The sequence below is a fragment of the Calditrichia bacterium genome, assembly GCA_020634975.1.
Taxonomy (GTDB): domain Bacteria; phylum Calditrichota; class Calditrichia; order RBG-13-44-9; family J075; genus JACKAQ01.
Window position 1 is genome coordinate 250,560 of record JACKAQ010000001.1, and the last position, 13,139, is coordinate 263,698.

Below are 13,139 nucleotides of genomic sequence, written 5' to 3' on the forward strand. Positions count from 1 at the left end.
TGTTATTTTTATTAAATTTATCCTTTATCAATTATCCTTTATCCTTTGAAAATAACATGATTGGTATTATCGATTACGGCGCGGGGAATTTACGTTCCGTGCGCAAAGCACTGGATTTTCTGGAAGTTGAAAGTCGCATTTTGCACAGCGCAGCCGATTTTTCCGGGCTGGAAAAAGTCATTTTGCCTGGCGTTGGCGCGTTTCAGGCGGCTGTGGACAAGCTCCGCGAATACGGCATGGAACAACCCGTTTTAGACTGGATCGCTGCGGACAAGCCGTTTTTGGGCATTTGCGTGGGCATGCAAGTGCTGTTCGACAGCGGTGCGGAATCGCCGGGCGCGAAAGGATTGGGCGTTTTTGCCGGTGAAGTGCCCAAATTTGACCATCACAAAGTGCCGCAAATCGGCTGGAACCGGCTGAATATTCGCAAAGCCTCTCCCCTGCTCAACGGCATTCCGGATGGTTCTTATTTTTATTTTTTGCACAGTTTCTACTGTAAACCTGCAGATCCAGATGTCATTATTGCGGAAACGGATTACGGTATCACTTATACTGCAATCGTTCAGCGCGGCAACGTTTTCGCGGTGCAGTTTCATCCGGAAAAAAGTGCAGAAAACGGGTTGAAATTGCTCAAAAACTGGATCGAATTGTGATTGGTCAATTCAAATCCGACATCATTTTCTCATATTTTGGGGATCATGCGCAATCTTATTGCCATTTACGCCTAATTTCCATCAATTTTGGGAGAAAATTATGAAACGAATTGCGATTGAATTGTTGATAATTTTATTGTTCATTTGCAGCACCGCATTTTCGCAAGTGCTGGTCCCGGATTTTTCCGTAAATATTCCCGCATCAAATTTAAACGGTTTGGGCAGAACCGCCATCGCCGCCGGATCGGACGGCAGCATGGCAATTGCCTGGCTGGATTACAATCCATATGACGACCAGTTTGCGCAGTTACCGCGAATTGCGGTGCAGCGATTCAACGTAGCCGCGCAACGTGTGGGACAAACCCATTTTTTCAGCGGTGAAAACGCCTGGATTCAAGATTACATGATCGGAAATCCTGATATTGCAATGGTTCCCGGAAACACCGCGCTCATCGCAATGGAGCACTACGGCGATGACACATTTGGCTTTTCTTCAGAAGTGGGCATTGGCGGTGTGGATGCCAACGGCAATTTGCTCGATCTCAACAATACGATTGGCGTGGTGTATTGGCTGATCAACGTGGAAAACGAACGCGAAGAAAATCCACGAATTGCTGTTGCACCGTCCGGTTCGTTCGCCGTTTCGCTGAATGGGCGCACATTTGATACCGGTTTTAGCGCGGTTGCCGTGCAGTTGTTCGACGCTGCCGGAAACACCGTCGGCAATTTTTTCAACCCGCATTTTACCGATCCGGGTCCGAACGCCAACCATGTTTATTCAGATCTGGCACTGGCGGATAACCTCGCACTGATCGTTTGGGAAGACGGGCGGCAGGACAATAATTATGATATCAGCGGACAATTTTACAACTCAGTTGGCGCGGTGGGTTCAAATTTCAAAATAAATACTGGCGATGCAGCCGGAACGCTAAACCTGCGCCCTGCTGTTGGAATGACGCCGACAGGAAACAGCGTGGTGGTTTGGGCGGATGCGCGTACGGGCAGCCCCGAAATTTTCGGGCAGTTGTATAATTCGTCGGCACAGCCGGTCGGCTCGAATTTCCAGATATCGCAAAGTAGCGGCATCATTTGGGATCGCCCGGAAATCGCAGTGCGCACCGACGGCAGCTTTATGGTGGTTTGGACAGACAGTTTGCCCGGCGTTTCCGGTGTGGACGCGTTTCGCGCCCGCGGGCGGCAGTTTGCCGCAAACGGCACGCCGCTCGGTGATGTGTTCGTAATCCCCGATGTGCAAAATACCGGCTCCGGTTATGTGAACATCGCAACAAATGGCAGCACCTATTTTATTTCCTGGCTGGATAATCGCTTAAATTCAACATATTTAAATGCTTACGCGAAAGCCATCGGCAATATTTCTACCGGTATCGGCATGCCAGATAGCGATGGCTTTCCTGCAGCATTCGCGCTTTCGCAGAACTATCCGAACCCGTTCAACCCGCAAACGACAATTCGCTTCGCCCTGCCGGAAGCAGCGGATGTTTCGCTGGTAGTGTTCGATCTGACCGGCAAAAAAGTGCAAACGATTTTGCAGAAATCGTTACCCGCAGGAGTTTTTGAGCAATCATTTGTTGCGGAAAATTTGCCCAGCGGGATGTATTTTTATCAATTAACAGCGAATCCCAACAGCGTTTCGGGCAAACCATTTTCCGAAATCCGTAAAATGATTTTGATAAAATAAGTAACCATAATCAACAGAAACAAAGTATAAACAATATGTTAGCTACCCGTTTAATTCCCTGTCTGGACGTGGACGACGGTCGCGTGGTCAAAGGCGTGAAATTCACGGAAATCCGTGACGCAGGTGATCCGGTTGAACTCGCCAAACTTTACAACGACCAGAAAGCTGATGAGCTGGTCTTTCTGGATATCGGCGCATCGCACAAAAGCCGCCAAACTATGCTGGATGTGGTCGAGCAGGTTTCCCGGCAGGTGTTCATTCCGCTGACGGTCGGTGGCGGCATTCGCACGGTGGCGGATATGCGCGAAACGCTGCAAGCCGGCGCAGACAAAGTGGCAATGTGCACATCTGCACTCAAAAATCCGGCGCTGCTCAGCGAGGGCGCAGAACGTTTCGGCGCGCAATGCATTGTGCTTTCCATCGATGCGAAACGCAGTCCCGACGGGTCGGGATGGCACGCTTACAGCCACGGCGCGCGGCAGGACACCGGCATCGACGTGATTGAATGGGCACAGCGCGGCGAGGCGCTCGGCGCCGGCGAAATTTTGCTCAATTCTATCGATGCGGACGGCACGAAAGCGGGTTACGATCTGGAACTCACTCGCAAAGTGTCGGAAAGTGTGCGCATTCCGGTGATCGCCTCCGGCGGCGCGGGAAATCCGGAACACGTGGCAGAGGCGGCAATCGAAGGCAAAGCCAGTGCAGTTTTACTGGCATCTCTGCTGCATTTCGGGGATTACACGGTTAACGATTTTAAATCAGTGATGGAACAGAGAGGAGTGTCTGTGCGATGGTAATCGCTTCGATTGATTTGATGGACGGCAAAGCAGTGCAGCTAAAACAGGGTGCTGAAAAAGTACTCGAGGTGGAAAATCCGCTCGATTTGGCAAAAAGATTCAACCGCTACGGCGAAGTTGCGATTATCGATCTGGATGCGGCGCTCGGCAACGGTAATAATAAAGATGTGATAAAACCGATTTTGAAAGCTGCAGAATGCCGTGTTGGCGGCGGTATCAAAACGGTTGAGCAGGCGAAAGAGTGGATCAGTCTGGGTGCCCGAAAAGTGATCATCGGCTCCAAAGCGTTTGAAAACGATGCAGTTAATCATAAGTTTTTGCAGGAATTAGCAGATGCGGTTTCGCCACAGCACATCATCATCGCCATCGATGCCCGCAACGGCGAAATCGTCACAAAGGGATGGAAACATCGCACCGGACTCGATCTTCTCGAAACGGTTCCACAACTCGATAACTATTGCACCGAATTTCTATTCACCTGCGTCGAACGCGAAGGCATGATGCAGGGCAGCGATCACGAATTGATCCGCAAGCTGCTGGCGAAAACCACCCGCCGCGTCACTGTCGCCGGTGGCGTTAGCACGCTCAACGAGGTTCGCGAACTGGCGATGCTCGGCACGGATCAACAGCTCGGCATGGCGCTATATACCGGAAAAATCGATCTGGCGGACAGTTTCATCGAATCGCTGAACTGGCGGAAAAGCGAACTGCTGCCAACCATCGTGCAGGATCGCGCCGGACAAGTCCTGATGCTGGCATACAGCAATCGCGAATCGCTGCGGCAAACTTTTGCCACTGGTAACATGCATTATTTTTCGCGATCACGAAATCAACTCTGGCAAAAGGGCGAAACATCCGGACATTTTCAGCGACTCCACAGCCTGCGGACGGATTGCGATCAGGATACGCTCCTCGCGATTGTTGACCAAACAAATGTTGCCTGCCATCGCGGTGATTATTCCTGTTTTGGTGACCGGAATTTTTCATGGCTGGAATTATATACCGTCATCGCTGATCGTTTCGAAAATTCACCCGAAGGTTCATACACTGCTAAATTGAAATCCGGTGATTTGCTATCAGAAAAAATTCTTGAAGAAGCGCAGGAAGTTGTGGAAGCGGAAGAACGCGATCACCTGATTTGGGAAGCTGCGGACCTGTTATTTTTCCTTACCGCGAAACTTGTCCGGCATAATATTGGTACCGAGGAGGTTTTACACGAACTTCGGCGCCGGCGAAAAAAATAATTTTGTAAAATCAATTATTACAATAGTTTACAAAAAGCCATCTGCAAATTAATGCGATGGCTTTTTTATTGCGTCAAAAAAAATACACGATTTAAAAAAAATAATTCAGAATTTTGGGCTAATTTCAGAAATATATATAAAGGGCATTTATTGATTTTGGCTACACGTTTCTATGTCTTTACGAAAATATTGAAATTGGTGTTATAATTTATTTTTGCTAATATCCCGTAAAAAATATGATGCACCAAGAAAGCGGGACCCTCATTTTGTTTGAAAATCGAGATTTAGAATTAGTCGAAAAAATAAAATCCGGCGACCAACAAGCCGTCGAGGATTTTTTTTCAGAACATGATTTATTTCGCAAAATTAAGTACATGGTTTACGGTAGAAGCAACGGAATCCTGCACAGCGAATTGCGGGATTTGATTTCTGAGGTATTCGAAGCCATTGTCAATAATTTGCGCTCAGGACATTTTGATCCGAAGCGTGGTAGTTTAAGTGCCTATTTACAAGGTATCATTCGGAATAAAATTTACAATTTTTCTCAGGATTTCAAGAAAAACCGGCAATCCTACTCAATCGATGATAACAATACAAATTTGTTCAAATCACCGATCGAAGATTTTGAGTTGAAGGATTTATTAGGCAAAGCGCTAAACAACCTGAAGCCGGATCAACGACAGATAATCGTTTTGAGATATTTGCATGACAAAGGTGTTGACGAAATCGCAGAGATGCTTAATCTGGAAAGTAAACAGGTCCACAACAAACTTAATTATTCGCTGAGGCTCGTACGGGACTTTGTATTTAGTAATGGGCTCCGGGAATAATGGGGTATTATTTAACGATTTAATCAAATAGAAAGTAGGCATATAGTGAATATAATCAACAATTTACAGAATAAATTAAAGACGTGCACAGTTCATCGGGAAGAATTAATTGATTTGTATCTCATGCACAAAATGGCTGATGAAGATATGATTATTTTTGAAGAACATTTTTTTTCCTGTAAATCTTGCTGCGATGAATTGGATTTTCGAATCTCGCTTCGGGAAGTTTTGCACTCGGATATTCGATCAGAATCCACACTGCCAATCCGTGAAAATGCTTATCGACCTGTAAATTCTTTATCCATGCCAATCCAGTCATCCGAAAAAAATGTGTGGAAAAAATATTTTTCTTATGCTGCCTCTGTTGCTGCCGTTTTTCTCGCTGTTTTTTTGTATTTCGATCAGGATAATCTATTCAATCCAACAAACAAAGTGAACTATGAGCAATTGGCTGAAGCATATGGCAACAATTTTAGAACTTCGGAATATTTTGAATCCCAAATACGACTTCAGAATCGAGAGCAAAACCTGATACATCTTGTTACCCAAAACACCGAGTTTCAAAAAAACAGCACTATTCAATTTGAATGGAGAACATCTTTATCCGAATCCGCATTTAAGTGGGGATATCTTACATTTTTTGTATTGAATTCGTTGGAAGAAAAGATTATCGAAAGAAGGCTGGATAGTCCATCAATAATGATAACTGAACCATTGGAACCAGGCTTGTATTACTGGCTTCTTGAATCTGAGTTAGAGACAGAACTGGTTGGACGATTTGTCGTTTTACCTGCGGATGTTGAAACAACAATTGGTAATTAATTGCCAATTAACATAAAAGCGCTCCAGAATCGGGGGAATGCGGTATCTGTATTTTCCAATAATTTTATCTTTGCATTTTTCAGCGCTTTACGATAAGATTGCCCTTCCAAAATATTGTTATAAAAATGTATCATCAATTCACTTGTGGGCGTATCCGCTACTTTCCATTGGGACACGACAAGATTTTTGGCACCTGCCAACAAAAATCCCCGTGAAACAGCCAACACTCCCTCGCCTTTCATAATTAAACCGCTACCGCTTTCGCAACTGCTTAACACTAACAAATCTGCGTTTAATTCCATATTATATATTTCTCCGGCATACAAGACACCGTCATTTTCTGATTCAGAGAAAAATGGGTGATAATATGCAATACCGGACAAGTCAGGCTCATCCATATCAACAAAACTGTGAGTTGCCAAATGAATATATTTATATTTTCCAGCCAGTTTTTTGAAATTATCTTCCGTAGCTTGTTGTGAAAACAATCCCTTTGTGTCATAGTTTTTATTTTTGAATGAACGGATTATCTCACTGACCTCTTTTCTCGAATTTGGCAATGCTTTATAAAACATATTGTTTTGATCGTCAGTTGCATTTTTTTCTTCTGAGATTAACGATGAAATAAATGACAGGTCTAACGGTGAATCTGAATCGAAACTAGCATGATCAAACATTGGCGCAATTCCCAAAAAGGAGTTCTCGACCAACTGTTGTGATTGTTTTTCAGTGTTCGAACGCAAAAACAATCCACTCGAAAAATAATAGCTAATATTTTGTTTATAAAGGAAATATGGCAATTTTTTGTAATCAAGATCACTCACACGTTGCGTATCTGGTTTTTCGGTTAATAAGCATTCGAAAGGAATTTGAATCAATCCTTCATCCGGAATGATAATTAAATCTGTCTTTCCCTCAAGTGAACCGAGAATTGGTTCAATCAATTTTTGATAGAGTTCGTAGCTCAATTCCGGAAACTGGCTTCTCGCGCTATCTTTTCGAAGCGACTGCATAAAGGATTGGCAAAGTGCTGCAAAATTCTCATCAATTGGTATCGATTTTATCGAGACTTTAGAATCAGAGATTACAAAAATCAACAAGTGATCTTTGCTGATAAAATATTCCAAAAATAATGTTTCCGGATTAAGGTGCTTTTGTATTTCACTGAATCTTGGCGGTGTTGAGTATAATTTCAAAATATCCTCTAATCCAGGATATTTACTGAAGTTGGTTTTCAATCCATCCAACTCACTTTGCAAGTTAAATCTGATTGTTTCGTATAGATTTGTTAACTTATTGTCCAGCGAGTCGGCAAATTTATGTTTCTGTAATTGCTTTCGTAGCAAGATATTCGTTGATGTTAATTCATAGCGCAGTTTCTTCTCTTTTATCAACAGTGAATCCGGCAACCCTATTTGATCTCTGAATTTTGATGCATTCATTGCATCTTTTAAGATGGCATATTTGGATTTATCAGTCATCTGAAAGGCTTTTTCCAGATATACCGGGTTTTTAGTTTCTTCAAACAAACTGTATGCAGTCATAACCCCTTTTTCCAGAATAGAATATGTATTCTGAACGAGTTGGTAGATTGTTTCGGAAGATAGATAACTTGTGCGATATTTTTCAACAAATTCCGATGCTGCTTCCAACGTTTCGAAGCATTTTACTAGATCATCAAGATTACCGCTGTTACAATATTTCGCTAAATAAACATCAGATTTTTCTTTTAAGATGTTCACGACAATCATATCCATTGGAACGTCTGTGGCTTCAGGATTTTCACCGGAAATTGTGTAATCAATTGTATCTTTCGATAAAATTGTAAATGCTTTTTGGTGGTATTCCAGCGCTTTGTCAAACAATTTCTTTTCGGAATAATAACGTGCCATTAATTGGCAACTTTCTGCAGCCCCAAGTGGATGAGAAACTTCCTGAAAATAATAAAACGCGTTTTCAAACGCATCCAAAGCCGATGTTGATGTGTAATCGGTTAGTTTTTCTTTTCCGATCAAAATGTAGTTTTCAGCAATCAGCCTTTTAATATCCGTTCGCACACTGATGTTTTTCTTGAGCCAATCTATGTTTTTATAATAATAATTCATGGCAAGATCGTGTTTACCTGTGGCTGCATAATATTTACCGAGTTTTGTGTAGCAATCAATTAAAATAGGGTCGGATGTACCATATGCATTCAGAATATGGACTTCAGCATTTTTGAGAAACTGAAAGGCTTTGTCAAATTCACCAATTTCGATATAAAATATTTCCAATATTTATATTACAAATAGCAAGATATGCTTCATATCCTTCAAGTTGATTCAACGTTGTTTCCCAAAGAGTTAAAGCTTGTTGAGTGTAATCGATAGAGTTTTCAAAATCGCCTTTACTCCCATAGACTCTACCTAACTCTGAGAAGCAATTCTCCCACGATCTGTTTATTTGCTGTATTTAATAGTTTTTTTTCGCGGCAAAGTTTCAATCCTTCGAAAAAGCTGCTCAATAGCTTCTTCATATTTTCCCTTAATGCGTAAGTTACATGCAATTCTCTTATATGACTGAATCGCCTTAAACAAAGCATTTTGACTTAGGAACAATTGTTGGGCACTACTAATCATTGATATAGACTCTTCATACTTAGCTCATACGATCAGCTAAAAACTTCTACCTCGCTGATAGTATAAAAATGCTAATAAATACTCGTCCGTCTTTTTTTTTTCCTTTAAAAGCTCTTGATGCTTTAAAGGCTGCATCAAAATCATTTTGATCAACAAGTATATGGATTTTTTTTGAATGAATTTTACGCAACAAGAGATTTTGGCTATGCAATATATTGCGAGTATAATATTCTGCTTCCACCAAATGGTTTAGGGCAATATTAAAATTAATAGGTTTGTTCCACGCAAGCTCCCTCCAGATGATTGCGAGTTTGTATTTCATACTTACATAGCTCGTCCACTGTTTCTCTGATTTATAAATAGACGCAGCGGATTCGATATATTCAATCGCTTTATCGATATCATTGCCATGGAACCGGTATCGGCTGTGTTGTTCAAATTCACGGGCTAACTCAATGGAAGGCATGGCGATCATCTCAAGGCTTTCAACCGAATGTTGGGCAAAAACTGTTGAATAATACAAATTACAAAAAGCCGTACACCATAGAATGGTAGCAACTGTTTTTTTTACCGGGAGCAATTTTAATTTTAGGATTGCAGAAAGAAAATAATAGCTGAATTCAAATCTCATCTATTCCCCCAATCATCATCAGAAGCAGTTCAGCAAAAAGCATACGATTTTAACCCAAACCTCAATAAAATAATAATCAATACATTGTTAATATTCAAGGTAAAGCTCACTATTTTGAGATAAATTTCAAAATTTACTGATTCAAAACCTGTAATACTTCGAAAACATCAACTATTAAACTTTCTTGATTCCGCCCTGTTATTATTTAAATTAATAGCTGAATAAACAAAATATTAGATACATAAAATTGAAGAGTAATGAAGATCATTCAATCTAAATCGATCCCCGGGCATTTTTTTGAATTTGGCAAGGATGAAAAACTGGACGCCGTTTCGCCCATATTAGATGATGTGCGGCAACATGGCGATGTCGCTGTCAAAAAATACACCCGTCAATTTGATAAAACCGATTTGCTAACGCTTTCGGTGTTATCCTCTGAAATTGAGCTGGCATACAAAGAAGTGGACGCTGCCACCGTAAAAGCGATGCAACAAATTACAGAAAACATTCGAAAATTTGCCGAAAAACAACGCACTCAAATCACAGATTTTGAATATGAAATTGAGCCAGGCGTATTTACCGGACAACGCGTTACCCCGTTGGAGAGAGTGGGTGTTTACGTTCCCGGAGGCAATTTTCCACTCATCTCAACATTGTTAATGGGCGCTATTCCTGCAACTGTGGCCGGAGTTCCGGAAATTTGTGTCGTTTCACCACCAACCTGGCATGGCGAAATCCATCCTGCAATTTTGGTTGCAGCAGATATCGCAGGAATCACCGAAATTTACAAAATCGGTGGTGTGCAGGCGATTGCCGCATTGGCTTACGGAACGGAAAGTATAAAACGGGTCGATAAAATTGTCGGACCGGGAAATAAATATGTCGCACAGGCAAAAAGAGAAGTGTTTGGTGCTGTCAGTATTGATATGATTGCCGGACCGACCGAAATTTTAATTATCGCGGATGATAGCGCCGACCCGGAAATTATCGCAGCAGATTTGCTCGCTCAGGCCGAACACGATGTAGACGCGCGACCGGTGTTGATCACAACATCAGAAAATCTTGCAAACGCCGTCGTTTTAGCAGTCAAAAAGCAACTGCAAACGCTCAGCACTCGTGCAACAGCGGAACAATCCATTGAAAATAATGGAATCATCATTTTGGTAGAGAACCTTTCCGAAGCTGCCAAAATTTCCAATCGGAAAGCCCCGGAACATCTCGAGATTCAGGTGAACGAACCCATCAATTTTTCCAAACAATTAACCAATTTTGGTTCGCTGTTTATCGGTCAAAATAGTGCTGAGGTATTAGGTGATTACTCCAGCGGACTCAATCACACATTACCAACAAACACTACCGCACGATATCGCGGTGGATTAAGCGTCTACGATTTTTTAAAAATTTGCACAACCTTGCGGACAACCGAAACCGGATTAAAAAAAATTGGTCCTGTTGCCGAAACAATGGGAAATGCTGAAGGCTTAGCCGGTCATGCCCGATCGGTTCGGATTCGACTGGACAAATTAGCCTGAACCAGTTTCACAAACGAAATAAATTCAAAATAACGGATGATTATTCTAACTCGTTTTTCAAGCCCGATTTTTTACAATTGTGACCTGTAACTGTATTTACTCCCGGCATTCTAACGATATTATCACCGTTAAAAAAAATTTATAGCGTTTTCCCTAACCTGTCTTCCAAAATATTTGTACGAAATATTTCAAAAATGTGATTGATACTTAATAATTGTTTTTAATAGGTTATCAAAAGGGTGAAACTATAATAAACGAGCTTCAACTGGTCATGTTATAGCTCAATTCTGTCGATTTTGAACCCAATGTTAAAATCATAAATGCGATCAAGTTAAACCTGTTTTTGTCGATAATTTTAACTTTCAGATCGATAAAAATATGTTGTTAAAAGAATGTATAGAAACTGCATGATGCGGCAATCTCAATAAGAGAACCATCATTCTGTAAAATGTAATTGTTTACAAACGAAAGTGGTTGCAAATTAACCCTTTCAATTAAACGTTAAAATTTTGATTGAAAATATTCAACAATTTCAGGAGAATGGGATATGCGATATTTGCTTTTCTTGACCTTAGCCGTTTTGATGATCGGTTGTGGAAAAAAAGAGACGCGTGTAGAAATCAGCGAAGAAGAACGTCCAGCCGAATTTTTGAAATTTGGCAACCAGTTTTATCAGGATAAAGATTACGAAAACGCTTTTCGCGCATACGGATTTATATACTACAATCACCCAACTAGCCGGGAATATATCGACGCGGCAATTGGATTGAGCCGTTGTTACGGCGCTTTGGAGAATTATGATAAAGCGTTCTCAATTTTGCATGAATTGCTTCAAAACAACCTGATTCCCACAAAAGTGCCAGATATTTACAACGCAATTGCAGAATTTTATGAAAGAAGCGCCGGCATTTCCGAAGAATTATCCGGAGCCGGTGAAAAAGATTTTCACACAGCTATTGATTATTACAAAAAATCCATCGAATATCCCAACAGTGAAAATATGTCTGCAAAAGGATTTGCCCAGTATCGGATTGGCTCCCTTTATGAATCCATGACCGATTTCACGAAAGCGTTGAAGGCATACGAAACAACCAGAGATAATTACACCGGCACCGAATGGGCGACACGGGCGGAAGAAAGCATTATTGCCCTCAATCAAAGGATTCAGCGGCGAAATGAGTATCAACAAAGTGGCTTGCTTCCGGATTCAACGGGTGCGACACCTCAATAAAAGCATCAGACGAGAAATAAAATGGAAATTCCAGTAGATTTACTGCACAAATTACCAAAAACCGATTTACACATCCACCTCGACGGTTCATTGCGGATCCCGACGCTCATCGATTTGGCAAAAAAGCAAGGCGTAGAATTACCCACAACTGAAGAAAAAGCGCTTGCAGAAATTGTTATGAGTGGCAAAAAATGCAAAAATCTGGGCGAATATTTGCGCGGATTTGACATTACGCTATCTGTCATGCAAGAACCCGATGCGCTCTATCGCATCGCGTACGAGTTGGCGGAAGATGCGGCTGAAGAGAATGTGTGGTATATGGAAGTGCGCTACTCTCCCATTCTTCATACCCAAAAAGGCCTGAAATTAACCGAGATCGTTGATGCTGTCAATGAAGGTTTACGGGCAGCCGAGAAAAAATTCAATATTAAAACCGGTGTTATTATTTGCGGAATGCGAAATATCAACCCGGAGACGTCCATCAAACTGGCAGAATTGGCTGTAGCCTACAAAAACAAAGGCGTTGTCGCATTCGATTTAGCCGGTCAGGAAGAAAACAATCCTGCGAAACATCACCGCGAAGCATTCTACCTAATCCGTAACAATAATATTAACACAACGATACACGCCGGCGAAGCGTATGGCTGGGAAAGTATTCACCAGGCTATTCATTATTGCGGCGCTCACCGGATCGGTCACGGAACCCGTCTTTTTGAAAACGGCGATCTGCTAAATTATGTAAATGACCACAGAATTCCGCTGGAAATTTGCCTGTTGAGTAACATCCAGACTGGCGCAGCTGCAACTTTAGAGAAGCATCCTTTGCGGTTTTATTATGATTACGGCTTGCGGCTATGCATCAACACAGACAACCGAATGATCTCCGATACAACTGTGACCAACGAGCTTTATCTGGCTGCAAAGCATCTGGATTTGGATCTCGAAGATATCAAAAGTATCATTGTTGATGGCTTCAAAAGCGCATTTTTGCCAAACCGGGCAAAATCTATCATGCTGAACATGGTTAATGAAGAGTTAGCTAAATACTAATTTTACAATGTCTTGAAAACAAAAAAAGCCCC

Annotated in this window: 11 protein-coding genes; 9 read left to right on the top strand and 2 right to left on the bottom strand. The window is 41.9% G+C overall.

Annotated features, from left to right (window positions below; all coding sequences use genetic code 11):
- Positions 1 to 56 precede the first annotated feature (56 nt).
- The 6 genes from hisH to H6629_01050 all read left to right on the top strand — a co-directional run bounded on the left by hisH (position 57) and on the right by H6629_01050 (position 6,045).
- The gene (hisH, locus tag H6629_01025) at positions 57 to 653 is read left to right on the top strand and encodes an imidazole glycerol phosphate synthase subunit HisH (GenBank protein MCB9066378.1); all 597 of its coding nucleotides are present in this window, start codon (positions 57 to 59) and stop codon (positions 651 to 653) included.
- 100 nt (positions 654 to 753) lie between these two features.
- A complete protein-coding gene (locus tag H6629_01030) occupies positions 754 to 2,352 on the top strand; it encodes a T9SS type A sorting domain-containing protein (GenBank protein ID MCB9066379.1) in 1,599 nt (532 codons plus the stop codon).
- Positions 2,353 to 2,387: 35 nt separating this feature from the next.
- Complete coding sequence (gene hisF / locus H6629_01035) at positions 2,388 to 3,149, top strand: imidazole glycerol phosphate synthase subunit HisF (protein MCB9066380.1); 762 nt, start codon at positions 2,388 to 2,390, stop codon at positions 3,147 to 3,149.
- A complete protein-coding gene (locus tag H6629_01040) occupies positions 3,143 to 4,393 on the top strand; it encodes a bifunctional phosphoribosyl-AMP cyclohydrolase/phosphoribosyl-ATP diphosphatase HisIE (GenBank protein ID MCB9066381.1) in 1,251 nt (416 codons plus the stop codon). The genes hisF and H6629_01040 overlap by 7 nt, the downstream gene beginning before the upstream one ends.
- Positions 4,394 to 4,629: 236 nt before the next feature.
- Positions 4,630 to 5,223, top strand: coding sequence for a sigma-70 family RNA polymerase sigma factor (locus H6629_01045; GenBank protein ID MCB9066382.1), 594 nt, complete (start codon positions 4,630 to 4,632; stop codon positions 5,221 to 5,223).
- Between the two features lie 132 nt (positions 5,224 to 5,355).
- Positions 5,356 to 6,045, top strand: coding sequence for a hypothetical protein (locus H6629_01050; GenBank protein MCB9066383.1), 690 nt, complete (start codon positions 5,356 to 5,358; stop codon positions 6,043 to 6,045).
- Here H6629_01050 and H6629_01055 read toward each other — a convergent pair.
- Positions 6,042 to 8,318 carry a CHAT domain-containing protein gene (locus H6629_01055; GenBank protein ID MCB9066384.1) on the bottom strand — a complete coding sequence of 759 codons (2,277 nt, stop codon included), beginning with the start codon at positions 8,316 to 8,318 and terminating at the stop codon, positions 6,042 to 6,044. The genes H6629_01050 and H6629_01055 overlap by 4 nt on opposite strands.
- A gap of 391 nt (positions 8,319 to 8,709) precedes the next feature.
- Positions 8,710 to 9,294 (bottom strand): hypothetical protein, encoded by a 585-nt coding sequence (locus H6629_01060; protein ID MCB9066385.1) that lies wholly within the window; start codon positions 9,292 to 9,294, stop codon positions 8,710 to 8,712.
- 257 nt (positions 9,295 to 9,551) lie between these two features.
- Here H6629_01060 and hisD point away from each other — a divergent pair, with 257 nt between their 5' ends.
- The 3 genes from hisD (at position 9,552) to add (ending at position 13,107) form a co-directional block, all read left to right on the top strand.
- A complete protein-coding gene (gene hisD / locus H6629_01065; GenBank protein ID MCB9066386.1) occupies positions 9,552 to 10,826 on the top strand; it encodes a histidinol dehydrogenase in 1,275 nt (424 codons plus the stop codon).
- A 547-nt stretch (positions 10,827 to 11,373) separates the two neighbouring features.
- Positions 11,374 to 12,057, top strand: coding sequence for a tetratricopeptide repeat protein (locus H6629_01070; GenBank protein ID MCB9066387.1), 684 nt, complete (start codon positions 11,374 to 11,376; stop codon positions 12,055 to 12,057).
- A gap of 21 nt (positions 12,058 to 12,078) precedes the next feature.
- Positions 12,079 to 13,107 carry an adenosine deaminase gene (add, locus tag H6629_01075; GenBank protein MCB9066388.1) on the top strand — a complete coding sequence of 343 codons (1,029 nt, stop codon included), beginning with the start codon at positions 12,079 to 12,081 and terminating at the stop codon, positions 13,105 to 13,107.
- Positions 13,108 to 13,139: the final 32 nt, after the last annotated feature.

Coding starts and splice junctions, on each gene's coding strand:
- H6629_01030 (MCB9066379.1), top strand. CDS start 754: ATGAAACGAATTGCGATTGAATTGTTGATAATTTTATTGTTCATTTGC.
- H6629_01060 (MCB9066385.1), bottom strand. CDS start 9,294: ATGAGATTTGAATTCAGCTATTATTTTCTTTCTGCAATCCTAAAATTA.
- add (MCB9066388.1), top strand. CDS start 12,079: ATGGAAATTCCAGTAGATTTACTGCACAAATTACCAAAAACCGATTTA.
- H6629_01070 (MCB9066387.1), top strand. CDS start 11,374: ATGCGATATTTGCTTTTCTTGACCTTAGCCGTTTTGATGATCGGTTGT.
- hisD (MCB9066386.1), top strand. CDS start 9,552: ATGAAGATCATTCAATCTAAATCGATCCCCGGGCATTTTTTTGAATTT.
- H6629_01040 (MCB9066381.1), top strand. CDS start 3,143: ATGGTAATCGCTTCGATTGATTTGATGGACGGCAAAGCAGTGCAGCTA.
- hisH (MCB9066378.1), top strand. CDS start 57: ATGATTGGTATTATCGATTACGGCGCGGGGAATTTACGTTCCGTGCGC.
- H6629_01050 (MCB9066383.1), top strand. CDS start 5,356: ATGGCTGATGAAGATATGATTATTTTTGAAGAACATTTTTTTTCCTGT.
- hisF (MCB9066380.1), top strand. CDS start 2,388: ATGTTAGCTACCCGTTTAATTCCCTGTCTGGACGTGGACGACGGTCGC.
- H6629_01045 (MCB9066382.1), top strand. CDS start 4,630: ATGATGCACCAAGAAAGCGGGACCCTCATTTTGTTTGAAAATCGAGAT.